Raw genomic sequence first — 21,487 nt, 5'->3', positions numbered from 1 at the left:
CCGAGCCCCCGACGGCGGCGGCGGGCTCGGTTGTGACGCACGTCACGGGAACTCGCTCCCGGGTGCCGGACAGCCCATTGGAGTGATCACAGATATGCGAACCCGGGTACGGGCCGGGGACCCGAGCGTCTTCGCGGAGCTGTTCGAGCGCTACGCCCGAACCGTCTACAACCACGCCTTCCGCCTCACCGCGGACTGGGCGGCCGCCGAGGACGTCATGTCGGCGACGTTCATGGAGGCCTGGCGGCTGCGCGACAAGGTGGCCGCCGAAGGAGGGTCGCTACGGCCCTGGCTCCTGGGCGTCGCGACGAACCTCGCCCGCAACCAGTGCCGCGGCAACCGGCGCTACCGCGCCGCGGCCGCCGCACTCGCCGCGACGGGCCCTTCGGCGGTGGAGACACCCGACCACGCCGAGGACGTGGCCGGCCAGGTCGACGACCGGCGCCGGATCGCCGTCACGATCGCCGCCATGGGCTCGTTGCGCCGGCCCGAGCGCGAAGTCCTGGTCCTGTGTCTGTGGGAGGGGCTGGAGTACGCCGAGGCCGCCGAGGCCCTGGGCATTCCCCTCGGGACCGTCCGCTCCCGTCTGTCCCGCGCCCGTACCAGGCTGCGCAAGCTCGCCCATGCGGAACTGACCGCGGAGAAACGGGAACCCGCCCGCCGTACCCGACAGACAAACGGCGACCGCGCGACAGCGGTCCGGCCCGTACCGGAAGGACACCGATGAACGCCAGCCCCTCCCAGCCGCACCCGGCTGAGTGGCCGGAGGCCGATGGGCTCCTGCCGACCGTGGAGCGGGATCTGCCGACGGGCCGCCACGAGTTCCACAAGGAGCGCCTGATGGCCCGGATCCACGAAGACCTCGACAACGCCGCCGCCGACCCCGTTCGGACCAGTGCCCCCAAGCCGCGCAACCCGTTCCTGCGCCGCGCGGTCCTCCTGCCCGTCGCGGCCTGCGCCCTGACCGGCGCCGTCCTGGCCGGAGTCGGCCTGAGCGACGGCGGCGACCCGGAGCAGGCCACCGCCCTCGGCACCGGCCCCGCCCTGACCACCACCGTCGGCGCCTCCGACGCGCGCGGAGTCGTCCAGCTGCTCGACCGGATCTCCCTGGCCGCCCAGGAGACCCCCGCCCCGAAGGCGGGTGCGGGCCAGTTCATCTACATCGAGTCGAAGGTCGCCGGCACCTATGTGCGGACGGTCGGCGACAAGAGCTCGCTGGTCAGCGACGGACTGGACACCCGCCGGAGCTGGAAGTCGCCGGACGGCCACCGGGGTTGGCTGATCGATCAGCGGCACAAGGACGGCACCTCCCTGGACACCACGGTCGACCCGTACCTCAACGCGCCGTCCTACGACTACCTGGCCGCCCTCCCCACCGACCCTGACGCCCTGCTGAAGAAGATCTACACGGAGACGGCGGGCCACGGCCCCGGCCCGGACGCCGAGGCGTTCACCACCATCGGCGACCTGCTCGTCGAGAGCCACCCCTCCTCCCAGCTCTCGGCCGCGCTCTACAAGGCCGCCTCCAAGATCCCCGGCGTGGTCCAGGTGGAGGACGCGGTCGACGCCGCCGGCCGGCACGGGGTCGCGGTGGCCCGGTTCGAGGCGAAGACCGGCCAGCGCACCGAGTGGATCTTCGACAAGTCCTCGCTCTCCTTCCTCGGGGAGCGCACCGTCCAGGTCGAGGGCAGTTCCGGAGACCACGACCTGATCAAGCCCGGCACGGTCGTCTTCACCCAGGCCATCACGGCGCGCGCGATCGTGGACGGCATGAAGCAGACGCCTTCCCAGTCCGCCTGACGCCGGGCCCGTCCGGCCGGGCCTGCAGCGACCTGGGCCGGGCGGCGGCCCGGAGCTGCGGCCCGGACGTGGCTGCTCAGGGGTGGGCGAGCTCCAGGACGGCGATGCCGGCCAGGACGGCCGCACTGGCGGTCATCCGCAGCCGGCCGAGCCGCTCACGGAAGACCACCGTGGCGATCAGCGCGGCTATCACGATGCTGGTCTCGCGCAGCGCAGCGACCGTCGCCAGGCTGCCCCGGGACTGCGCCCAGACCACCAGTCCGTAGGCCGTCAGCGACAGCACCCCGCCGACGATGCCCACCCCCGCCACCGGCCGCAGCCCGGTGGCGAGTCCGCGGCCCCGCCGGACCCAGGCGATCAGCGCCAGCACCGGCCCCTGGAGCAGGAACAGCCAGGCGACGTAGCCGCCGACGGTACCCGCGTGCCGGACTCCACTGCCGTCCAGGACGGTGTACCCGGCGATCATCACGCCGGTGCCGGCGGCCGCTCCGAGCGCGGGCAGCTGCGCCCGCCCGGGTATGCCCTTGGCGAGGGCGAGACCGATCAGGCCGCAGGAGATCACCGCGACGCCGAGCAGTTCCCCGGCGGCGAGGGACTGGCCGAGCACCGCCACCGAGAGCAGGGCCACCAGCAGCGGCGCGGAGCCGCGCGCGATCGGGTACATCTGCCCGAAGTCCCCCAGCTGGTAGGCCCGCAGGAGGAGTATCTGGGACGTCACCTGCATCACCACCGAGGCGATCAGGTAGGGCCAGGCGGCGGCCGCCGGCAACGGGTTCAGCGCGACCAGGACGACCGCGCAGGCGGTGTAGGTGAGGTTGATCAGGGCGAAACCGACCAGCTTGTCCTGGATCCGGTGCGCCAGACCGTTCCAGACGGCGTGCAGGACCGCGGCGACGAGGACGACCGCGGGCACCGCCACCGTGCCGCCCGGCGACGGGACTGCGAGTGCGGACATGGCGAAGCTCCCCCCAACGGGTCTGGAATCGAATTCCAAGTTACCCTAGATCCATGGAAGAGCGTTCCGAATTTTCGGTACTGGAGTCCCAGCTGGCCGCCCACATCCGCGCCCGGGTCGGCGACCTGCGCGGTAGCGAGGCCCGGGTGGCCCAGGTCGTCCTGGACAAGGGCGTCGACCTGGTGCGCCTGAGCGTCAGCGACGTCGCCGCCCTGGCCGGCACCGCCCCCTCCTCCGTGGTGCGGGCCTGTCAGCGGCTGGGCTTCCGGGGCTACCAGGAGCTCAAGATCGCGGCGGCCAGGCAGGCCCCGCACCCGGCCCCCTCGGCGGCCGAGGAGCAGGATCCGGCGGCCCGGGCACTCGCCGACACCGTCCGCGCCGCCCGGGAGGCCCTCGACGGCATCGCCACCACGCTCACCGCCGACGACCTGCGGGCGGCGGCCGCCGTGCTGCACGGCGCGAGCCACGTGGTGGTGGTCGGCGCGGGCCTCTCCGGCGCGGTGGCCCTGGACGTCGCCTACCGGCTGCGGGCCCTCGGCATCCTCGTCGACTCCCCCGCCGACCCGATCACCGCCCAGCTCGCCGCGGCCCAACTCCCCGCCACGGCCGCCTGCGTGGCCGTCAGCCACACCGGCGCCACCTCGACCACCGTCGACGCCGCCCGCCGGGCGCGAGCCGCGGGCGCCGCCGTCATCGCCCTCACCGGCTACGCCCGCTCCCCGCTGAGCGAGGCCGCCACCCACACCCTCGTCGCGGGCGGCCAGGACTTGGTGTTCGGCCTGGAGACCACCGCCAGCCGCCTGGCCCACCTCACCGTGGTCGACGCCCTCACCCTGACCCTGCAGTCGCTGCGCGGCCCGGCGGGCGAGCAGGCCCTCAACCTCTCGGCGGACGTGACGGCGGATCACACCTACTGAGGGCCGGGCCCTGGACCACGGTCGCACCGGCTTGAGCCCTGCCGGGGCGACGGTGCAGGCTGGGCGCATGACATGGACGGCACCGAGGGTCGAGCGCACCACCCGGCTGGGCGACTTGGGCGAGCTGCCCGAACGCCGGATGCTGGAGGGCTGGCTGACCTGGCACCGGCAGACGCTGCTGGCCAAGGCCGCCGGGCTGGAGCCGGGCCAACCGGCCCGGGCGACGGTGGAGCCGTCGGACCTCACCCTGCTCGGACTGGTCCGCCACATGGCGGAGGTGGAGCGGTGGTGGTTCCGCCGGAGCTTCGCGGGCGAGGCCGTCGGCGAGGTCTTCACCGGGCCGTCGGACGGCAACGAGGGGCTCGACGGCGTCCACCCGGCCGATGCGGAGCGGGACTTCGGCCTGTTCCGGGCCGAGGTCGAGGCGTGCGACGCGGCGGTGGCGGGGCGCGGGCTCGACGAGACGTTCACGTCCCCGCGCGGGGTGCCGCTCAGCCTGCGCTGGGTCTACCTGATGATGATCCAGGAGTACGCCCGCCACAACGGCCACGCCGACCTCCTGAGGGAGCGGACCGACGGGGTGACGGGCGACTGAGGCCGCAGGCGGCCGGGTGCCCCGGTCAGGCCTGGTTCCGGCTCGCCTCGCGGCGCTGACGCTTGCCGAGCGGGGCCTGGGAGAGGTCCTCGGCCTGGGAGCGCAGGTTCTTGTAGCCGTAGCCGCGCCCGGTCAGCCAGGCCTCGGCCGCGGCCTCGGCGCGCTCGGTCGCGAGGAGGATGTCCTCCTCCGCCTCGCCCTCGTCCAGGAAGCGGAAGGTGAAGGCGGACCGGGCGGCGATCTCGTAGCTGAGGTGCCCCTCGGGGGTGAAGGCCGCGTGGAGCACGTCGTGGTCCGCGGCGCGGGCCTGCAGCTCGGCCCGCTGGTCGGCGTCGAGCCCGTCGAAGACGCCGCGGACGGTGATCCGGAAGGTGCGAGTGCTCATCCCCGGACCATAGACGGCGGGGGCGGCCCGGTTCCACCGGGTTTCGTGCCGGACCCGGGTGGTCGGCGCGGTCAGCCGCCGCGGACGAGTTCGGCGGCGAGCAGGTCCATCAACAGGGCGTCGTGCCACGTGCCGTCGAGACCGCGTTCGTACTGGCGCATCGTGCCCACCGGCCGGAACCCGACCTTCTCGTAGCAGCGGATCGCCGCCGCGTTGTCGGCGGCCGGGTCGATGATCAGCCGGTGGTAGTGGTGCCGGTCGATCAGGTGGCGGGCCAGCACCCGGACGGCGTCGGTGCCCACACCGCGGCCGTGGCAGGCCGGATCGAGGTAGATGTCCAGGCCCGCGTGGCGGTACTCGTCGTCGTTCTCGGCGTACCACTGGATGGCGCCGACCACCCGGCCGCCCAGCTCGATCGCGAAGATCTCGGTGTCCGGGTCGTCGAGGTCGGAGGCGACCTCGTCGGCCAGATCGTCGCCGCCGCGCCAGCGGGCATAGACCTCGGGCGTGCCGCGGATCGCCGACAGGGCCGGGGTGTCGTCGGCGGTCGCCGGGCGCAGTGTCACCAGAGTGCCGTGCAGTGTCGTCCCCACATAGGCATGTTTGCACGGAAAAGGGTGTTCGGCGAGCCGTTTCCTCATTGCGCTCACCTCCTCCCACCAGCGATGATTCGCCCCCGTGACCGTGACATACGCGCTGGCCGCCCTGGTGGCCCTTCTCGTCATCCTCATCGTGAAGAAGTCCCGCCGCTCCAAGGGCGCGGAATGGGCCAGGACCAGCTTCGATCCGGCCGCCTACGGCCTGGTCCCGCGCGAGCGGCTCACCGCGGCCCGGGGCGGGCCACCGATATCCGTCGAGCGCCGCAGGGAATCCCAGGCCATCGCCGACGCCGCCTGGGGCGGTAACTGGCGGCCGGCCGCCGCACACGTGGAGGCGGCCGGGCAGGACTGGGACGAGCGGTGGTCGCGGCTGGAGCTGCTGGCGAGCATCGCGCAGGAGAACGACGGCTGGCTGGCATCCTGGCGGACGGCCGACCCCGACAGCTGCGACGCGGCCGTCCTGGAGGCCAAGCACATGGTGCACAACGCCTGGGAGATCCGGGGGTACGGGTACGCGCCCGACGTCCCGGCCGCGAACATGGCGAGGTTCCGGGAGCTGCTGCCCGCCGGGATCGAGGCGGCCCAGCGGGCGGCGCTGCTGGCACCGCAGGACCCGGCCCCCTGGGTGGTCATGGTGACGGCGGCACGCGGTGCGCAGTACAAGCCCGCACAGTTCAGGCCGCTCTGGGCCGAGCTGACCGCACGCGCCCCGCACCACTTCGAGGGGCACTGGCAGGCCATGCAGTACTGGTGCGCCAAGTGGTTCGGCTCCGACAAGAAGATGCTCTCCTTCGCCAAGCGCGCCATGGACCGCGCGCCCGCCGGCAGTGCGCTGCCGGGCATCTACCTGTTCGCGCTCAGCGAGCTGGAGAAGCGGAACACCCTCGGCACCGTCCTGGACGGGGAGTTGGGGAGGCAGCGGCTGAGGAAGGTCTCGGCGGCCCTGGCGGGCCTCCCGGCGGACGACGAGCGGCTGCCGACGATGCGGCACCTGCTCGCGCACTACTGCGGCCGGGCCGGGCTGTACACGAAGGCGCTGGAGCAGTTCCGCCTGATCGGCCGCTGGTGCGGCGCGGCGCCGTGGACGGACCACCCCGACCCGGTGGCGGCGTTCGACCTCGCCCGCGGCATGGCGGTGAAGCTGTCGAACGCCCGGCCACTGCCCCCGGAGATGCGGCCCGCCAAGGCCGACGCCCATCACTACAAGGTGTAGTCACTTCATTCCGGGGCGTGCCTGACGGGGCGTCATCGGGGCGTAGCCTCCTGGCTACCGAGGGGGTCGGGGGGCCCTTGACGTACCGTAGCCGGGGCGCGCAGCCTGGAGTTGCCAGGGATTCCCTGCCGGGATCCGGCGCGTACGTACACATCGACGCGACCGGAGAATTCCACATCGAGGCGATTACCGTGGGCAGCTATACGCGACCCGTCATCTTCGTCACCGGCGACCCGACGATCGACTGGGCTGTCGAGATTCCCGAGACCGGATTACCGGAGATCGGCCAAAGGCTCAAGGTCCCGACCATACCGTGCTGGCACTACGGGGGAGCGATCCTGCTCCACAGGATCGTGAAGCGGTCCGTCGACCGCCTGGACTCAAGCGAAATGCGAGAACCCCCCAAGGTCGCCCGGTCACCGTTCAAGGGCATGAACGAGGTAGGCGACGCCGATAAACTCCACCACACCTACAACACCGTCCGAGAGGTCTCCCGGACGGCGGACGCCCATGGAGTCCTTTGGCGGAGATTTCGAATAAACCAGTTCTTCGGGGTGACCCACGCCGAGGAACTCGGTGGATACAGCAACAAACCTGCCAAGCCGAAGGCGAGGCAACGCCTGGCCGTCGTGGTCGTCGACGACGCGGGCCTGGGTTTCGGCAACAGTGCGGCCGCAGAGGAGATCCTCACGCTCGGAGACGCCGATCCTCCCTGGATTCTCTACAAGCTCGGCTGTGCCACCATCGGCAGCGCAGCGAAGAACTCCCTCTGGGGCCGGATCGGCCGTGAGCTCAAGCGACCGGGAAGCGAACTGGCGTCCAGGCTGATCGTCGTGGTCAAAGCCACCGGCCTGCGCGAGGCGGGAGCGGGGGTGAGCACCGACCTGTCCTGGGAGAGATCGGCACAGGACGTCCTGGCCGAGATCCGACGAAATCCGGCGCTGAAGACCCTCAAGAGGTGCAAGCGGCTCATCGTGTCCTTCGGACCGGTGGGCGCCCTGCTGATCGACGACTTCCCGCCCGACGCGAAGAGCCTCTACTTCGACACCCTGTTGATGGAGGGGCCGTGGCAGTGGAAGCGCAAGGGCAAGGGCCACATGTTCGGTTACGGGGCCACACTGGTCGCCGATCTCGCCGCGGAGCTGTCGATCTGTCCGCCACCGGCCCGGCTCCCGAAGCCAGGCCCAACGGCGAGGTCGAGGTCGCTGCACCGTCACCTCGAAAGAGGAATCAGGTCGGCTCTGGAGGACATGGCCGCCATCGACGACGGCTTCGCGACGAACGGCGGTTCGGAGCTCGTCTTCCCCCTGATCTCGGACGCCCCTCCGCCCGGCACCGGGAAGGCCCCCAGTCCGCCTGTGATCGGGGTGGCCCGGCGGATACCCGATCCGGTCCTCACCTACCCGCCGCCGTCCACCCCGTGGTCGATCCTCGACAGAAGGCTCCGGAAGGGTGACCCGTACGATCTCGCCGGACGTATCGTCCGTGACGGGCCGGAGGCCCTGGACAATGCCCCGATCGCGAGGTTCGGGGGGCTGATCACCGCAGATCGCAGCGAGATAGAAGGCCTCAGATCCCTGCGCAAGCTCATCACCGAGTACTGGGACGACGACACGAAGACCAGGCCCAGGTCGGTCGCGGTTTTCGGTGCTCCCGGCGACGGCAAGAGCTTCGCCGTCAGCGAGGTCGTCAGATCACTGCAGAGTGAACGGGACGGGAGCGCGACGCCGCTGGATCCGCTGGAATTCAACCTCTCCCAGTTCACCAAGCCGGACGATCTGATCGACGCACTCCACCAAGTCCGCGACCGGTTCCTCCACGGCGAGATCCCACTCGTTTTCTGGGACGAGTTCGACACCTCATTCCAGGGTGAACGGCTGTCCTGGCTCCGGTACTTCCTCGCCCCGATGAACGACGGGCGCTTCCAGCAGGGGCAGATACTGCACCCCGTCGGTCGCGCCATCTTCGTGTTCGCCGGAGGGACCTTCCACAGCTTCGACGACTTCAGGTCGGCGGCCCGTCTGCCCGGCTACCGCGAGTCCAAGGCGACCGACTTCATCAGCCGGCTGTCCGGGTACCTCGACATCGCCGGACTGAACGCGAGGGACGGCAAGCTCATCGACGAGCCCAGTCGCATCATCCATCGCGCACTGCTGGTCCGCGCGCACCTGGAGCGCCTCATGAAGGCCGGGCTGATCGCCGACGTGAAACGGGACGTCGACTACGGGGTCGTCCGCGCGTTTCTGGAGATCCCGCGGTACCGCTACGGCGCGCGGTCCATGCGCGCCATCATCGACATGAGCGACCTGCACCGGGGGGAGGTGTTCTCGCGCTCCTCCCTTCCGCCTCCCTCCCAGCTGCGGCTGCACGTCAACGCGAAGAAGTTCGCCTGGATCGCCGGACACCCCGGGAAGTGGCCGGACAACCCCTAACCGGCTCCCGGGGCACCCTCAGGCGTGCGCCGGCGCGGCACACGCGGGGCGGGCGGCGGGCTCCAGTTGGAGGGTGGTGTGGGCGATGCCGAAGTGGTCGGCGGCGCAGGCGCGCAGGCGGGTGAGGAGGTCGGCGGGGGCCTCGGCGGCGACCACGTGGGCGGTGAGGACGGGCATGCCGGAGGTGATCGTCCAGGCGTGCAGGTCGTGGACCTCCTCGACGCCGTCCTCGGCCAGCAGGTGTGTCCGCAGGGCGGCCAGGTCGACGTCCTTGGGGGTGGCCTCCAGGAGGACGTGGAGGGCGTCGCGGAGCAGGAGGTAGGCCCGCGGGAGGATCATCACGCCGATCAGGAGGGAGGCGATCGGGTCGGCGTACTGCCAGCCGGTGAGCTGGATGACGACGGCGGCGGCGATCGCCGCGACCGAGCCGAGGGCGTCGCCCAGGACTTCGAGGTAGGCACCGCGCAGGTTGAGGCTGTGGTCCTTGCCGCCGCGCAGCAGGGCCACGCCGACCAGGTTGGCGGCCAGGCCGACGAGCGCGACCACCAGCATCAGGCCGCCCTGGACCTCCACCGGCTGGCCGAGGCGCCGGACGGCGCCGTAGGCGACCCAGGCGAAGACGCCGATCAGCAGGAGGGAGTTGGCCAGCGCGGCCAGGATCTCCAGGCGGTAGTGGCCGAAGGTCCGCTGGAGGGTCGGCGAACGCTGGGCGATCTGGACGGCGATCAGGGCCAGCGTGACGCCGGAGAGATCGGTGAGCATGTGCCCGGAGTCGGCGAGCAGGGCGAGGCTGCCGGAGAGCAGGCCGCCGACCACCTGGAAGACCAGGACGGTGGCGGTGACGGAGATGGTCAGCAGCATCCGGCGGCGGTAGGCACCGCTGACGGTGGCCGGCGCGGTGGCGGGGGCGTGGTTGGCACCCATGTCAGTGCTCCTCCCGGGCGGGGTCGAGCGGCAGGACGGCTTCGAGCAGGTCCCGCAGGGCGTGCGCCAGCCGTTCGTCGGCCAGGTGGTAGCGGGTGCGGCGGCCTTCGGGGACGGTCCGCACCAGGCCGCAGTCCCGCAGGCAGGCGAGGTGGTTGGAGACGTTCGCCCTGGTCAGGCCCAGCTCCTCGGCGAGGTCGGCCGGGTAGTGGGGGTCGGCGAGCAGGGCGAGCAGGATGCGGCGCCGGCTGGTGTCGGCAAGGGCCTTGCCGACCCGTTCCATGGCCGCCTCCTGCGCCTCGGAGGGGAGGTGCGGGATGCGGGTGGGGCTGGTCGGTTCCATGCCTCAATAGTACAGTCACCACTGAATTCAGCAAGTACTGAACCGTTGGCAACCCGCAGCTGCAAGGGCGGCGCGCGACTTGCCCCGGCAGCTGCGAATGGCCACCAGAACCGCCCTGACCTGGGCTTTCATTGCCCCTAGGGTGGGAAGCGGCACGATCGGGACCCCCTTCATTCCATGATCGAAAGAACGAGGAACCACCATGAGCCTGAGCATCCGCAACCAGATTCCCGGCACGGTCACCGCCATCGCGACCGGTGAGGTCATGGCCACCGTGAAGGTGCGCCTCGCCTCCGGACGGCAGCTCACCGCCGCCGTCACCCTGGACGCCGTCAAGGACCTCGGCCTCGCCGAGGGCAGCGAGGTGCGGGCCCTGGTCAAGTCCACCGAGGTCTCGTTGGCCACCGGCCCGGTCACCGGCCTGTCGATCCGCAACCAGATCCCGGGCACGGTGTCGGAGATCGCCACCGGCGGGGCGATGGCCGGGGTGAAGGTCACCGTCGAGGGCGGCGAGCTCACCGCCGCGATCACCGCGGACGCCGTGGCCGACCTGGGCCTGAAGGCCGGCTCGCCGGTCGTCGCCCTGATCAAGTCGACCGAGGTCTCGCTCGCGACCGTCTGAGGACCCGCCCGGAGACCGACCCGGACGGCCGCCCGGGCGCCGGAGCGGCCGCCCCGGCTCAGGCCGCCGGTTCGCCGAGCGGGCCGCGCCGGTGCGGCCCGGGAGAGGCGCTACCCGGCGGAGACGTTCAGCACTCGCAGATGCGGCGATGAAAGCGGCAACGGTACGGACGACTGGTTCCGGGCACTATCCGCAGGGGCCTTCACTGGATGATCAAACAAGGAAGATTGCCACGCTCCGGCTTGCATTTACGATGCCAGTGCGCACCTGAAGCTCGCACCTGCGAGTCATGGTCCCGCGCGGAGGCACAAGGAGCGAGAGATGATCGTCGGAGACCTGCTGCACCTGGACGACCTGGACATCCGGCTGGCCTGGGGCACGCCGGACCTCCTCGCCCGACAGGTCGCCGGCGTCAGCTCCACCGACCTCCAGGACCCGGCCCGCTACCTCCAGCCCGGCGAGGTCGTCCTCACCGGGCTGGTCTGGTGGCAGCCCGCCGACGCCTCCGGGGCGCTGCGCTTCGCCACCGCGCTGCGCAGCGCGGGCGTCGCGGCGCTGCTGGCGGGCGAGGGCACCCACGGCAGCGTGCCGGAGAGCCTGGTGGAGGCCTGCCGCACCCACGGCATTCCGCTGCTCGCGGTGCCCGCCGGGACGAGCTTCCGGGCCGTCACCGACTGCGTGTACCTGCGGCTCTGGGGCGATCTGCGGGCCGGCGCGCAGGACGCGGCGGCGATCCCGGACACCGTGCGGCGCGAACTCGCCGAGCTGACCCACACGGGCGCCGGGGCCGGGGAGGTGCTGACGCACGCGGTGGGGCGGCTCGGGGTGCCGGACTGCTCGGTCCTGACGGCCGGCGGGCGGCTGGTGGCCGCCACCGCGGCGCCCACCCCGCCGGCCGAACGCGGGGACGGCGGGCTGGCGGTCGGACCCCAGGACGGCTCGCCGTTCGACGGTTGGCGGCTGCGGCCGCACGTCCGGGACGCCGAGGCCGAGCCGCTGTGGCAGGGGCTGGCCGAGCTGCTCGCCCCGCTCGCCACCCGGGCGCACGCGGAGGCGGCGGTGCACCGGCTGGCGGCCGGGCGGCTGCTCGACGTGCTCGGCGGGGACGGCTCGGGCGACCTCCCCGAGGCACTGGCCGCCTGCGGCCTGCCGGGGCCCGCGCCGCTGGTCGCGGTGACCGCGCGGATCGACGGCGGGCGGGCCGGCGAAGTCCCGGCCGGGTGGGCCGCGCAGGCGCTCGCCGAGGCGCTGGAGCCGCTGGGCGAGCCGTACGCCGCCGGGGCCGACCGGACCGGGCGGGCGGCCGCGCTGGTGGCCGCCCCCGCCGAGCGGGTCGCCGAGCGGCTGCGCCGGGCCCGGCCCGCGCTGCAGGCCCGGCTGACCGGGCGGCGCGCCCTGCGGGTCGGGGTCGGCCCGGCGGCGCCGCCCGCCACCGCACCGCTGCGGGCCGCGCTGGTGCAGGCCCGGTACGTGCTGGAGGGCGCGGCGGGCCCGGTCGGCAGCGCCGCCGAGCTGGACTCGCTGGCCGGGCTGCTGCGCGGCATCCCGCCGGAGGTCACGGCGGCGTTCCACGCCCGGCTGCTGGCGCCGCTGGCCGCGCACGACCGGGAGAACGGCGTCTCGCTGCTCGGCACCCTGGCGGTCTTCCTGGACCACGACGGGTCGTGGGCGCGGACGGCCGAGTCGCTGCACATCCACGTGAACACGGTGCACTACCGGATCCGGCGGATCGAGGAGCTCACCGGCCGCAACCTGGCCCGGCTCCAGGACCGCCTCGACCTCCGGGCGGCGCTGCTCTGCGCACCGGAGCGGCAGCCCGCGCCGGTGGCGGCCCCGGCGCGCTGAGCGGGCTCGGGCGGCGCGGCCCAGCCGACCGCCGCCGCTCCGGTGGCCCGGTCGAAAACTTCTCGGAAGAATTCCGGACGGCCTGTCGATCCGGCCGCCTCCCGTTCGTCGCAGGGGTGGGAGACGGGGACGGACCCCGCCGCTCGTACCGAACCGAACCGCACCGCACCGCACCGAGGAGTCACCATGCCGCGCTTTATGACGCTGATCCGCATCAACGAGCAGGACGCCCCCGCCATGACGCCCGACGCCGACCTCGAGAAGCGGATGGGCGCACTGTTCGAGGAGATCACCAAGGCCGGGGTGATGCTGGAGACCGCCGGCCTCAAGCCGACCACCGAGGCCACCCGGATCACCTGGTCGGACGGGTCGCTGAGCTACACCGACGGGCCGTTCACCGAGACCAAGGAGGTCGTCGGCGGCTACGCGATCCTCCAGTGCAAGGACCGGGCCGAGGCCCTGGAGTGGACCAGGCGCTTCCTCCAGGTCCACCCGAAGGAGTGGACCGTCGGCGCCGAGGTCCGGCAGATCGACGAGGCCTGAGCATCTGGTGAACCACCGCGCCGCGGTTGCCGCGTCCCCGTCCGGCTGCTCTGATGGGGGGCCGTGACGGAGACGGACGCGGCGGCCGCGGTGGAGACGGTGTTCAGGATCGAGTCCGCGCGGATCATCGCCGGTGTCACCCGCATCGTGCGGGACGTGGGCATCGCCGAGGAGATCGCGCAGGACGCCCTGGTCGCCGCGCTGGAGCAGTGGCCGCGGTCGGGTGTCCCGGACCGCCCGGGCGCCTGGCTGACGGCCACCGCCAAGCACCGCGCGATCGACCTGGTCCGCCGCCGGGAGACGTACGCCCGCAAGCTCGCCGAGGTCGGGCGGACGCTGGAGGACACGCCGCCGCCCGAGCCGGCCGAGGCCGACGACATCGACGACGGCCTGCTGCGGCTGATCTTCACCGCCTGCCATCCGGTGCTCTCGGAGCAGGCCAGGATCGCGCTGACGCTGCGGCTGCTGGGCGGGCTGACCACCCCGGAGATCGCCCGCGCGTTCCTGGCCGCCGAGTCGACCGTCGCCCAGCGGATCGTCCGCGCCAAGCGGAGCCTCGCCGCGGCGCGGGTCCCCTTCGAGGTGCCGTACGGCGCCGACCGGGCGGCCCGGCTCTCCTCCGTCCTGGAGGTCGTCTACCTGATCTTCAACGAGGGGTACTCGGCCACGGCCGGCGACGACCTGCTGCGGCCGGCGCTCTGCGAGGACGCCCTGCGGCTGTCCCGGGTGCTGGCCGGGCTGATGCCCGAGGAGCCGGAGGTGCACGGCCTGGCCGCGCTGCTGGAGTTCCAGGCCTCCCGCACGGCGGCCCGGACCGGCCCGGACGGCCGACCGGTGCTGCTCGCCGACCAGAACCGCGCCCGCTGGGACGGGCTGCTGCTCCGCCGCGGCTTCGAGTCCCTGGCGCGGGTGGGCGGCGGTCCGTACGGCCCGTACGCGGTGCAGGCCGCCATCGCCGCCTGCCACGCCCGGGCCGGCCGCTACCAGGACACCGACTGGCCGACCATCGCCGCGCTCTACGGGCGGCTGGTGGCGCTCACCCCGTCCCCCGTGGTGGAGCTGAACCGGGCGGTGGCCGTCTCGATGGCCGAGGGCCCGGCGGCCGGGCTGGAGCTGTTGGACGCACTGACGGACGTCCTCGCCGGGTACCACCTGCTGCCGAGCGTGCGGGGGGACCTGCTGGAGCGGCTGGGGCGGGGCGAGGAGGCCCGGGCCCAGTTCGAGCGGGCCGCGGCGCTGACCCGCAACGCCCGGGAGCGGGAGCTGCTGCTGGAGCGGGCGGCGCGGTGCTCCGCCGTCACGCCCCGTCGTCGAGCCGCAGACGGGCGCTGACCTCGCCGAGGCCCTCGGCGAGGACGGCGAGCTGCTCGCGGCTGAGCACGTCGATCAGCAGCTCGCGGACCAGCGCGACGTGGCCGGGGGCCGCCTGGCGCAGGGCCTCGCGGCCCTGCTCGGTGAGTTCGGCGAAGACCCCGCGCACGTCGCTCGGGCAGGAGCGGCGGCCGACCAGGCCCATCCGCTCCAACTGGGTGACCTGGTAGGTCAGACCGCTCTTGGAGGTGACCAGCTTCTCCGCCAGCTCGGTCATCCGCAGCGAGCCGGCCGGGGCGGCCGAGAGGTGCACCAGGACCTCGTACTGGGTGTGCGAGAGGCCCGAGTCCTCCTTGAGCTGGCGCTCCAGGCGGCGGTTGAGCAGGTTGCTCGCGGTGACGAAACCCCGCCAGGCGGCCATTTCGTCCTGGTCCAGCCAGCGGGGGTCGTTCAGGGAGGGCATGGGGGAATCGTACTCCTGTTGTTCAAATTCGAACCAAGGTGTACCTTCGAGGTGTCGAGGTTCAAAATTGAACTATCTGCGACCCGCCCGGGTCCACCGGGAAGCATTCGGGAAACCGGAACCTCGCGGAGCCCCGAGGAAGCCGAGGAGAGACGCCATGAGCACCGCAGCCCCCGAGCGTATGCCCGCCCTCTACCTCTCGCACGGCGCACCGCCGCTCGCCGACGACCCGGTCTGGCCCGGCGAGCTGGCCGCCTGGTCGGCCGGCCTGCCCCGACCGAAGGCCGTCCTGATGGTCTCCGCGCACTGGGAGGAGGCGCCGCTCGCACTCGGCGCCGTCACCACCGTGCCGCTGGTCTACGACTTCTGGGGCTTCCCCGAGCACTACTACCGGGTGCAGTACGCCGCTCCCGGGGCGCCGGAGCTCGCCGAGCGCGTGCGCAAGCTGCTGCGCGCCCCCGGCACCCCCGTCCAGGACATCCCGGACCGGGGCCTGGACCACGGCGCGTACGTACCGCTGGTCGAGATGTTCCCGGAGGCGGACATCCCCGTCCTCCAGGTGTCCATGCCCACCCTGGACCCGCAGCGGCTGCTGGAGATCGGCCGCCGGCTCGCCCCGCTGCGCGACGAGGGCGTGCTGATCGTCGGCAGCGGCTTCTTCACCCACAACCTGCGGGCGCTCAGCTCGGACGGCCGGGTGACGTCCGTGATGGCCGAGTTCGACGACTGGGGGCGGCGCGCCCTGGAGGCGCAGGACCTCGACGCGCTGCTCGACTTCGAGCAGAAGGCCCCGGCCGGGCGGCTCGCCCACCCGCGCACCGAGCACTTCGCCCCGCTGTTCGTCACCCTGGGCGCCGGGGAGGCCGACCTCGGCAGCCAGCGCAGCGTCATCGACGGGTTCTGGATGGGGCTGGCGAAGCGCTCGATCCAGCTGGGCTGAGGCTCCGCGGAGCCGCGCCGTTGCACACGGCGCGACCCCGCCCCCGTTCGTAACGGTGCGAGCGACCGGCGGGTGTCAGCCGCCGGTCACGGCCCGCTCGGCGGCGCTGCGCTCGACGCAGAACTCGTTGCCCGCAGGGTCGGCAAGGGTCGCCCAACCGCGGCCGTCCGGCGTGCGGTGGTCCTCGACCAGGGTCGCGCCCAGCGCCAGCAGGCGCTCCACCTCCTCGTCGCGGGTGCGGTCCTGGGGCTGGAGGTCCAGGTGGATGCGGTTCTTCACCGACTTGCCCTCGGGCACGACGATGAACAGCAGCCCGACCCCGGCTGACTCCACCAGGACCTCCGGGTCACCCGGCTCGTCGCCCTCGCCCAGCTTGCCGTCCAGGGCCTTCACCCAGAACCCGGCGAGCTGGTAGGCGTCGGCGCAATCGATCGTCACATGTCGCACAAGAGAAGCCATGGGGCTACTCTGACCTGCCTTTCCTCCCCGGTCCAGCCGTTATCCGGCGGGTGCCGCGGCACGGCTGTGCAGATGGCCGTCCAGCGGGAACGGCGGCCGGGCCGGAAGCACCGCCTCGAAGCGGTAGCCGGTCTTCTCCGCCACCCGGCAGGAGGCCTGGTTGTCCACCTGGTGCAGCAGGTCGAGCCGGACGAGGCCCTCGGCGGCGAAGACCTCGAACGCCCAGCGGGTGAGCGCCTCCAGGGCGCGCGGCGCCACGCCCCGGCCGCGGGCGGGGGCCGCCGTCCAGTACCCCACCTCGGCGCGGGTGCGGTCGGCGGCGCCGCGCTTGAGCACCACGTTGGCGACCAGCGCGCCGCCCTCCTCCTCCAGCACCGCGAAGCCGTAGCGGTCGCCGTCCGCCCAGCCCCGGCGCTGGACGTCCAGCCAGCGGGCGGCCGCGTCCGCGTCCGTCACCGGGTCCCGGGTGAAGTGCCGCAGCACCGGATCGCGGTAGACCTCGACCAGGGCCGGGGCGTCCTCGTCGCGGAACGGCCGCAGGACCAGGCCGGCGGCCGTCGGCGCGGGCAGGCCCCCGACCAGCGGGGCGGGGCGGGTGAGCGGGAGCGTCACTTCGCCAGCCCCTCCCAGCCCCAGCGCGGCGTCGGGCCCGGGTCGCCGAGGTCCGCGCCGACCGGGGTGGCCGAGACGTCCTTGGCGATCCTGGTGCCCCAGTCGAAGTACTCCAGCACCCGGCGGCGCAGCAGTTCGTCCTCCGGCAGCTCCTTGCCGACCGCGACGGCCATCAGCTCCATCCAGCGGTCGCGCTGCTCCTCGGTGATCGACAGGCCGAGGTGCGTGCGGAGCAGCGCCTGGTGGCCGCCGAGCTCGTCGGTGAAGCGGGCCGGGCCGCCGAAGATCTCGGCCAGCCAGACGGCGACGTGCTCGATGTGGGTGGTGGTGAAGTCGGCGAAGACGGGCGCCAGCAGAGGGTCCGCCAGCACTCCGTCGTAGAAGGTGTTGCTCAGCCGGCGCAGTGCCTCGATGCCGCCGACGGCCTCGTACAGACTCCCGGTGTGTTCGTCCCGTTCGTCGCTCATGCGTGTCTCCCCGTGGGATCGGTGCGCCCGGTGCGTGACGGCCGGGCGGGTGGGCCCGGCGCCGTGCGCGGGTGTGTGCGCGGGTGTGTGCGCGGGTGTGTGCGCGACCTTCCTAACAGTCGGCGGGCCCGGATGCCTCCCGCTCCCCCGCCCTGTTCGCCGCCGGCTCAGCAAGCGGACGTACGACTTCCCGTTGCCGGGGCCTTGACCTTGACACTGGCGGCAGTGTTGCACTCTTTGAAACATGAACTTCTCAGCACAGCGCTCCACCACCCCGAGAGTCGTCCTGGTCACCGGTGCCGGGACCGGGATCGGGCGGGCCACCGCCCACGCCTTCGCCGAACAGGGGCCCGAGGTGCAGGTGGTGGTGGTGGGCCGGCGGGCCGAGCCGCTGGCGGACACCGCCCGGAGCCACCCCGGGCGGATCCACCCGCTGGTCGCGGACATCACCGACGACGAGGCCCCGGAGGCGGTGGTCCGCGAGGTGATGGAGCGGCACGGGCGGCTGGACGTCCTGGTCAACAACGCCGGGATCGTCCTCAGCGGCGGGCTCGGCAGCCTCACGGCGGACGGCATCGAGGCCCAGCTGGCGACCAACCTGATCGCCGCCGTGCTGCTCAGCCAGGCCGCGCTGCCGCTGCTGGAGGAGAGTCGCGGCGTGATCGTCAACGTCAGCACCTCGGTGGGCCAGCGGGGTTGGCCCGGCAACTCGGTGTACGCGGCGAGCAAGGCCGCGCTGGAGTCGCTCTCCCGCAGCTGGGCGGTGGAGCTGGCGCCGCGCGGGGTGCGGGTGGTGGCGGTGGCACCCGGGGCGATCGAGACCCCGATCGGCCGGCACTCCGGGCTGAGCAGGGAGCAGCAGGACGCCGTCCGGCAGTGGCAGATCGCGCACACACCGCTCGGGCGGATCGGCCGGCCCGCGGAGGTCGCCTGGGCCATCACGCAACTCGCCTCCCCGCAGGCCTCGTTCGTCACCGGAGTAGTCTTGCCCGTGGACGGAGGCGCCGTCGTGGGGTGACGGGCCGCGCAAGGATGGGGCGAGGACAGGTGCGGATCGGAGAGCTGGCCCGGGCGACGGGCACCACGGCACGGGCGCTGCGCCACTACGAGCAGGCCCGGCTGATCAGCTCGGCCCGCGCGGCCAACGGCTACCGGGTGTACGACGCCTCGCAGGCGGTGCGGGTCCGCAACATCCGCTCCCTGCTGGACTCCGGGTTCACCCTGGAGGACATCCAGTTGCTGATGCCCTGCCTGGACGGCGACGTGCTGGCCAAGCCGCCGAGCACCGAGCTGCTGCGGGTCGCCCGGGAGCGGCTGGCCGTCCTGGAGCGCCGGATCGCCGCCCAGACCGCGGCCCGGGACCGGCTGGCCGCCGCCCTGGCGCGGGTCGGCGACGGCACCTGAGGGCGCCGTCCCCCGCCGGACCGTCCGGCGGCCGCCCGTACGGCGGCTGCCCGTACGGGTGACACCCCCGATCGGGGGTGTGCAGCGGGCGGCGTGCGGAGGACAGTGGGCGCATGCAGATTCCACTCTCCGTGATGGACTTCCTCGACCGGGCCGAGCTGGTCTACGGCGACCGGGTCGGCATCGTCGACGAGCCGGACCAACCGGCCCGGTCCTGGGGCGAGCTGAGCTACCGTCGGATCGCCGAACTGGCCCGGGCACAGGCCGCCGGACTCGACCGGCTGGGCGTCGGACCAGGCGAACGGGTCGCGATCGTCTCGCACAACTCGGCCCGGCTGATGACCTCGATGTACGGCGTGAGCGGGCACGGCCGGGTGCTGGTACCGGTCAACTTCCGCCTGAAGGCGGAGGAGGTCGCGTACATCGTCGAGCAGAGCGGCGCCTCCGTGCTGCTGCTCGACCCCGAGGTGGCCGACGCGTTGTCGGGGGTCACGGCCAAGCACACCTTCGTGATCGGCGCCGAGAGCGACGCCCTGCTGTACGACTTCGACCATGCACCGCGGCGGTACGAGATCGCCGAGAACGACACCGCCACCCTCAACTACACCAGTGGAACCACCGCCCGCCCCAAGGGCGTTCAGCTCACCCACCGGAACATCTGGCTGAACTCCGTACTGATGGGCCTGCACTTCGGGGCCGGCGACCGGGACGTCTACCTGCACACCCTGCCGATGTTCCACGCGAACGGCTGGGGCCTGCCGTTCGCGCTCACCGGACTGGGCGCCCGGCACATCGTGCTGCGCAAGGTGGACGGCGCCGAGATCCTGCGCCGGGTCGACGAGCACGGGGTGACCTTCCTGTGCGGGGCGCCCGCGGTGGTCTCGATGGTGCTGGACGCCGCCGCCGACTGGGACGGGCCGATCCCCGGCCGGGACCGGGTGCGGATGATCGTGGCCGGCGCGCCGCCGCCGACCTCGGTGGTGCAGCGCATCGAGTCCGAACTCGGCTGGGAGTTCCTGCAGATCTACGGCCTGACCGAGACCTCGCCGGTGGTGACGGTCAACCGCACCCGCGCGGAGTGGGACGAACTGCCCTCCGCCGAGCGGGCGGAGAGGCTGGTCCAGGCGGGCGCGCCGGCCCTCGGCAACCAGCTGCGGGTGGACGGCCAGGGCGAGGTGCTGGTGCGCTCCAACGTCGTGATGGACGGCTACTGGCGCCAGCCGCAGGAGACTTCGGAGGCGATCCGGGACGGCTGGTTCCACACCGGCGACGGCGGGACGCTCACCGACGGCTATCTGACCATCTCGGACCGGAAGAAGGACGTCATCATCAGCGGCGGGGAGAACGTCTCCTCGATCGAGGTGGAGGACTGCCTCTACGACCACCCGGCGGTGGCCGAGGTCGCGGTGATCGGCGTGCCGGACGAGAAGTGGGGCGAGACGGTCAAGGCGCTGGTGGTGCTCAAGCCCGGGCAGGACGCCGGGGAGGCGGAGCTGATCGCGCACTGCAAGCAGCGGCTGGCGGGCTACAAGTCGCCCACCTCGGTGGAGTTCCGGGACACCCTGCCGCGCACCACGACCGGCAAGCTGCAGAAGTTCCGGCTGCGCGAGCCCTACTGGGCCGAGCGGGGGCGCCAGGTCAACTGAGGCGCGCGCGGCGGCTCTGCGGGCCGGCCGTCCTGCCGGGTCAGCCGATCAGGCCCGACTCCCGGGCGAGGAGGGCGAGTTCGGTCCGGTTGCGGGCGCCGAGCTTGTGCATGGCGCTCTTCAGGTAGCCGGTCACGGTGTTGCAGGTGAGACCCAGCTGGGCGGCGATCTCCGGGTTGGTCCGGCCGGTCGCCGCCCAGCGCAGCACCTCGTGCTCGCGCCGGGTCAGCGCGGCCCGCGGCGGCGCGGCCGCCGCCGGGCCGGTCCAGGCCGCGGCGCCGGCAAGCGCCCGGGTGGCGGCCGCGGCGAGCCTGCTGACGGCGGCGATCCGGACGTCCCCGAACGGGACGACGGCGCGCAGCGAGGCGTACACCACGCCGTGCACCGCGCCGCCGTGCAGCAGCGGCACGGTGAGCATCGCGTAGAGGTCCTCGGCGGTGACCGCCGCATCGTAGTGGTGCGAGATGGTGGTGGCGGCACGGTAGTCGGGCACCCAGCTGGGGGCGCGCTCGGCCAGCGCCCGGCCGCCGAGGCCGGTGCCGGCGGGCACGGCGAGGTCGTGCAGCAGATCGGCCCGGGTGCCGGACCAGTGGCGCAGCACCATGCCCTCGGGGCCGCCGGTGCCGACGGCCGCCCGGCCGGGGGCGGGCACGCCGACCAGGCCGACGTCGGCGCCGCAGTCGGCGACCACGCGGCGGGCGAGGTCGCCGAGCACCGCGTCCCGGACCAGCTCGGCGGCCCGGGCGGCGAGATCGTCGGCGGGGCCCGCGACCGGGCTCGCGAGGGCGCCGGGATAGGAGGGGTAGGCGGGGTAGGCGGTACGGGAGGCGCGCGTGGCAACGCCGTCGGCCGCCCGGAAGGGGGTGTCCGCAGCCCTGGTCATCGCGCGATTCTCACACGCGGTGCGGCCGGTGGCGAGGGTCGTGACGTGCGTGTTCGATGGAGTCCCCGATGGAGCCGCCCGGCGGCCCGTAGGGTGCGGCCTTGGGTTACCGATGGGTCAGCACTGACC

Annotated in this window: 24 protein-coding genes; 14 read left to right on the top strand and 10 right to left on the bottom strand. The window is 73.0% G+C overall.

The features are described 5' to 3' along the window. The first annotated feature begins 94 nt into the window (after positions 1 to 94). Together ACIGZJ_RS03600 and ACIGZJ_RS03595 are read left to right on the top strand one after the other, a co-directional pair. Entirely contained in the window at positions 95 to 727 is a 633-nt protein-coding gene (locus ACIGZJ_RS03600) for an RNA polymerase sigma factor (RefSeq protein WP_396455719.1), read from the top strand. Next, positions 724 to 1,800, top strand: a complete 1,077-nt coding sequence (locus ACIGZJ_RS03595; RefSeq protein WP_396455718.1) for a CU044_5270 family protein — start codon at positions 724 to 726, stop codon at positions 1,798 to 1,800. The genes ACIGZJ_RS03600 and ACIGZJ_RS03595 overlap by 4 nt, the downstream gene beginning before the upstream one ends. Before the next feature lie 76 nt (positions 1,801 to 1,876). Here the strand turns inward: ACIGZJ_RS03595 and ACIGZJ_RS03590 are convergent, their stop codons facing one another. After that, positions 1,877 to 2,755: an EamA family transporter gene (locus tag ACIGZJ_RS03590; protein ID WP_396455717.1), complete on the bottom strand. Its 879-nt coding sequence runs from the start codon at positions 2,753 to 2,755 to the stop codon at positions 1,877 to 1,879. A gap of 53 nt (positions 2,756 to 2,808) precedes the next feature. On the opposite strand from ACIGZJ_RS03590, the gene ACIGZJ_RS03585 reads away from it, so the two are divergent. Further along, positions 2,809 to 3,672 (top strand): MurR/RpiR family transcriptional regulator, encoded by an 864-nt coding sequence (locus tag ACIGZJ_RS03585; RefSeq protein ID WP_396455716.1) that lies wholly within the window; start codon positions 2,809 to 2,811, stop codon positions 3,670 to 3,672. 67 nt (positions 3,673 to 3,739) lie between these two features. After that, positions 3,740 to 4,267 (top strand): DinB family protein, encoded by a 528-nt coding sequence (locus tag ACIGZJ_RS03580; RefSeq protein ID WP_396455715.1) that lies wholly within the window; start codon positions 3,740 to 3,742, stop codon positions 4,265 to 4,267. A 25-nt stretch (positions 4,268 to 4,292) separates the two neighbouring features. On the opposite strand, the gene ACIGZJ_RS03575 is transcribed toward ACIGZJ_RS03580, so the two are convergent. Both ACIGZJ_RS03575 and ACIGZJ_RS03570 read right to left on the bottom strand, forming a co-directional pair. Next, positions 4,293 to 4,652, bottom strand: a complete 360-nt coding sequence (locus ACIGZJ_RS03575) for a DUF6204 family protein (protein WP_396455714.1) — start codon at positions 4,650 to 4,652, stop codon at positions 4,293 to 4,295. Between the two features lie 71 nt (positions 4,653 to 4,723). After that, positions 4,724 to 5,293, bottom strand: a complete 570-nt coding sequence (locus ACIGZJ_RS03570; protein ID WP_396455713.1) for a GNAT family N-acetyltransferase — start codon at positions 5,291 to 5,293, stop codon at positions 4,724 to 4,726. Between the two features lie 37 nt (positions 5,294 to 5,330). Between ACIGZJ_RS03570 and ACIGZJ_RS03565 the strand changes: the two genes are divergently transcribed. Both ACIGZJ_RS03565 and ACIGZJ_RS03560 read left to right on the top strand, forming a co-directional pair. Next, positions 5,331 to 6,464, top strand: coding sequence for a hypothetical protein (locus ACIGZJ_RS03565; RefSeq protein ID WP_396455712.1), 1,134 nt, complete (start codon positions 5,331 to 5,333; stop codon positions 6,462 to 6,464). Positions 6,465 to 6,541: 77 nt separating this feature from the next. Further along, a complete protein-coding gene (locus ACIGZJ_RS03560; protein WP_396455711.1) occupies positions 6,542 to 8,896 on the top strand; it encodes a hypothetical protein in 2,355 nt (784 codons plus the stop codon). Between the two features lie 18 nt (positions 8,897 to 8,914). Here the strand turns inward: ACIGZJ_RS03560 and ACIGZJ_RS03555 are convergent, their stop codons facing one another. Further along, a complete protein-coding gene (locus ACIGZJ_RS03555; RefSeq protein WP_396455710.1) occupies positions 8,915 to 9,820 on the bottom strand; it encodes a cation diffusion facilitator family transporter in 906 nt (301 codons plus the stop codon). Position 9,821: 1 nt separating this feature from the next. Beyond that, a complete protein-coding gene (locus tag ACIGZJ_RS03550; RefSeq protein WP_396455709.1) occupies positions 9,822 to 10,163 on the bottom strand; it encodes an ArsR/SmtB family transcription factor in 342 nt (113 codons plus the stop codon). Positions 10,164 to 10,365: 202 nt separating this feature from the next. Between ACIGZJ_RS03550 and ACIGZJ_RS03545 the strand changes: the two genes are divergently transcribed. From ACIGZJ_RS03545 to ACIGZJ_RS03530, 4 genes are all read left to right on the top strand, one after another. After that, entirely contained in the window at positions 10,366 to 10,785 is a 420-nt protein-coding gene (locus ACIGZJ_RS03545; protein ID WP_396455708.1) for a molybdopterin-binding protein, read from the top strand. Positions 10,786 to 11,106: 321 nt separating this feature from the next. After that, a complete protein-coding gene (locus tag ACIGZJ_RS03540) occupies positions 11,107 to 12,630 on the top strand; it encodes a PucR family transcriptional regulator (RefSeq protein WP_396455707.1) in 1,524 nt (507 codons plus the stop codon). A 186-nt stretch (positions 12,631 to 12,816) separates the two neighbouring features. Further along, positions 12,817 to 13,173 carry a YciI family protein gene (locus tag ACIGZJ_RS03535; RefSeq protein ID WP_396455706.1) on the top strand — a complete coding sequence of 119 codons (357 nt, stop codon included), beginning with the start codon at positions 12,817 to 12,819 and terminating at the stop codon, positions 13,171 to 13,173. Between the two features lie 63 nt (positions 13,174 to 13,236). Then, a complete protein-coding gene (locus ACIGZJ_RS03530) occupies positions 13,237 to 14,505 on the top strand; it encodes an RNA polymerase sigma factor (protein WP_396455705.1) in 1,269 nt (422 codons plus the stop codon). Here ACIGZJ_RS03530 and ACIGZJ_RS03525 read toward each other — a convergent pair. Next, a complete protein-coding gene (locus ACIGZJ_RS03525; protein ID WP_392928342.1) occupies positions 14,471 to 14,938 on the bottom strand; it encodes a MarR family winged helix-turn-helix transcriptional regulator in 468 nt (155 codons plus the stop codon). The two genes, ACIGZJ_RS03530 and ACIGZJ_RS03525, sit on opposite strands and share 35 nt — an antisense overlap. Before the next feature lie 166 nt (positions 14,939 to 15,104). On the opposite strand from ACIGZJ_RS03525, the gene ACIGZJ_RS03520 reads away from it, so the two are divergent. Further along, the gene (locus tag ACIGZJ_RS03520) at positions 15,105 to 15,887 is read left to right on the top strand and encodes a dioxygenase (RefSeq protein WP_396455704.1); all 783 of its coding nucleotides are present in this window, start codon (positions 15,105 to 15,107) and stop codon (positions 15,885 to 15,887) included. A 75-nt stretch (positions 15,888 to 15,962) separates the two neighbouring features. On the opposite strand, the gene ACIGZJ_RS03515 is transcribed toward ACIGZJ_RS03520, so the two are convergent. The 3 genes from ACIGZJ_RS03515 to ACIGZJ_RS03505 are packed head-to-tail and all read right to left on the bottom strand — an operon-like array spanning position 15,963 to position 17,425. Next, the gene (locus tag ACIGZJ_RS03515; protein WP_392928164.1) at positions 15,963 to 16,346 is read right to left on the bottom strand and encodes a VOC family protein; all 384 of its coding nucleotides are present in this window, start codon (positions 16,344 to 16,346) and stop codon (positions 15,963 to 15,965) included. A gap of 39 nt (positions 16,347 to 16,385) precedes the next feature. After that, positions 16,386 to 16,958: a GNAT family N-acetyltransferase gene (locus ACIGZJ_RS03510; RefSeq protein ID WP_396455703.1), complete on the bottom strand. Its 573-nt coding sequence runs from the start codon at positions 16,956 to 16,958 to the stop codon at positions 16,386 to 16,388. Then, complete coding sequence (locus ACIGZJ_RS03505) at positions 16,955 to 17,425, bottom strand: group II truncated hemoglobin (protein WP_396455702.1); 471 nt, start codon at positions 17,423 to 17,425, stop codon at positions 16,955 to 16,957. Before ACIGZJ_RS03505 ends, ACIGZJ_RS03510 begins: the two co-directional genes overlap by 4 nt. A gap of 244 nt (positions 17,426 to 17,669) precedes the next feature. Here ACIGZJ_RS03505 and ACIGZJ_RS03500 point away from each other — a divergent pair, with 244 nt between their 5' ends. The 3 genes from ACIGZJ_RS03500 to ACIGZJ_RS03490 all read left to right on the top strand — a co-directional run bounded on the left by ACIGZJ_RS03500 (position 17,670) and on the right by ACIGZJ_RS03490 (position 20,475). Next, positions 17,670 to 18,443, top strand: coding sequence for an SDR family NAD(P)-dependent oxidoreductase (locus ACIGZJ_RS03500; protein ID WP_396455701.1), 774 nt, complete (start codon positions 17,670 to 17,672; stop codon positions 18,441 to 18,443). A 29-nt stretch (positions 18,444 to 18,472) separates the two neighbouring features. Further along, the gene (locus ACIGZJ_RS03495; RefSeq protein ID WP_396455700.1) at positions 18,473 to 18,829 is read left to right on the top strand and encodes a MerR family transcriptional regulator; all 357 of its coding nucleotides are present in this window, start codon (positions 18,473 to 18,475) and stop codon (positions 18,827 to 18,829) included. A 113-nt stretch (positions 18,830 to 18,942) separates the two neighbouring features. Continuing rightward, positions 18,943 to 20,475 (top strand): AMP-binding protein, encoded by a 1,533-nt coding sequence (locus ACIGZJ_RS03490; RefSeq protein WP_396455699.1) that lies wholly within the window; start codon positions 18,943 to 18,945, stop codon positions 20,473 to 20,475. Positions 20,476 to 20,515: 40 nt separating this feature from the next. Here the strand turns inward: ACIGZJ_RS03490 and ACIGZJ_RS03485 are convergent, their stop codons facing one another. Next, complete coding sequence (locus ACIGZJ_RS03485) at positions 20,516 to 21,358, bottom strand: LuxR C-terminal-related transcriptional regulator (RefSeq protein ID WP_396455698.1); 843 nt, start codon at positions 21,356 to 21,358, stop codon at positions 20,516 to 20,518. Positions 21,359 to 21,487: the final 129 nt, after the last annotated feature.

Source organism: Kitasatospora sp. NPDC052868 (assembly GCF_044547105.1).
In the GTDB taxonomy this organism is placed as follows: domain Bacteria; phylum Actinomycetota; class Actinomycetes; order Streptomycetales; family Streptomycetaceae; genus Kitasatospora.
The sequence above is the reverse complement of the archived record's forward strand: the minus strand, read 5'-3'. Positions and strand labels throughout refer to the sequence as shown.

Excerpts from the sequence above, each read along its gene's own strand:
- ACIGZJ_RS03600 (WP_396455719.1), top strand. The coding sequence starts at position 95 with ATGCGAACCCGGGTACGGGCCGGGGACCCGAGCGTCTTCGCGGAGCTG.
- ACIGZJ_RS03595 (WP_396455718.1), top strand. The coding sequence starts at position 724 with ATGAACGCCAGCCCCTCCCAGCCGCACCCGGCTGAGTGGCCGGAGGCC.
- ACIGZJ_RS03590 (WP_396455717.1), bottom strand. The coding sequence starts at position 2,755 with ATGTCCGCACTCGCAGTCCCGTCGCCGGGCGGCACGGTGGCGGTGCCC.
- ACIGZJ_RS03585 (WP_396455716.1), top strand. The coding sequence starts at position 2,809 with ATGGAAGAGCGTTCCGAATTTTCGGTACTGGAGTCCCAGCTGGCCGCC.
- ACIGZJ_RS03580 (WP_396455715.1), top strand. The coding sequence starts at position 3,740 with ATGACATGGACGGCACCGAGGGTCGAGCGCACCACCCGGCTGGGCGAC.
- ACIGZJ_RS03575 (WP_396455714.1), bottom strand. The coding sequence starts at position 4,652 with ATGAGCACTCGCACCTTCCGGATCACCGTCCGCGGCGTCTTCGACGGG.
- ACIGZJ_RS03570 (WP_396455713.1), bottom strand. The coding sequence starts at position 5,293 with ATGAGGAAACGGCTCGCCGAACACCCTTTTCCGTGCAAACATGCCTAT.
- ACIGZJ_RS03555 (WP_396455710.1), bottom strand. The coding sequence starts at position 9,820 with ATGGGTGCCAACCACGCCCCCGCCACCGCGCCGGCCACCGTCAGCGGT.
- ACIGZJ_RS03550 (WP_396455709.1), bottom strand. The coding sequence starts at position 10,163 with ATGGAACCGACCAGCCCCACCCGCATCCCGCACCTCCCCTCCGAGGCG.
- ACIGZJ_RS03545 (WP_396455708.1), top strand. The coding sequence starts at position 10,366 with ATGAGCCTGAGCATCCGCAACCAGATTCCCGGCACGGTCACCGCCATC.
- ACIGZJ_RS03540 (WP_396455707.1), top strand. The coding sequence starts at position 11,107 with ATGATCGTCGGAGACCTGCTGCACCTGGACGACCTGGACATCCGGCTG.
- ACIGZJ_RS03535 (WP_396455706.1), top strand. The coding sequence starts at position 12,817 with ATGCCGCGCTTTATGACGCTGATCCGCATCAACGAGCAGGACGCCCCC.
- ACIGZJ_RS03520 (WP_396455704.1), top strand. The coding sequence starts at position 15,105 with ATGAGCACCGCAGCCCCCGAGCGTATGCCCGCCCTCTACCTCTCGCAC.
- ACIGZJ_RS03515 (WP_392928164.1), bottom strand. The coding sequence starts at position 16,346 with ATGGCTTCTCTTGTGCGACATGTGACGATCGATTGCGCCGACGCCTAC.
- ACIGZJ_RS03505 (WP_396455702.1), bottom strand. The coding sequence starts at position 17,425 with ATGAGCGACGAACGGGACGAACACACCGGGAGTCTGTACGAGGCCGTC.
- ACIGZJ_RS03500 (WP_396455701.1), top strand. The coding sequence starts at position 17,670 with ATGAACTTCTCAGCACAGCGCTCCACCACCCCGAGAGTCGTCCTGGTC.
- ACIGZJ_RS03490 (WP_396455699.1), top strand. The coding sequence starts at position 18,943 with ATGCAGATTCCACTCTCCGTGATGGACTTCCTCGACCGGGCCGAGCTG.
- ACIGZJ_RS03485 (WP_396455698.1), bottom strand. The coding sequence starts at position 21,358 with ATGACCAGGGCTGCGGACACCCCCTTCCGGGCGGCCGACGGCGTTGCC.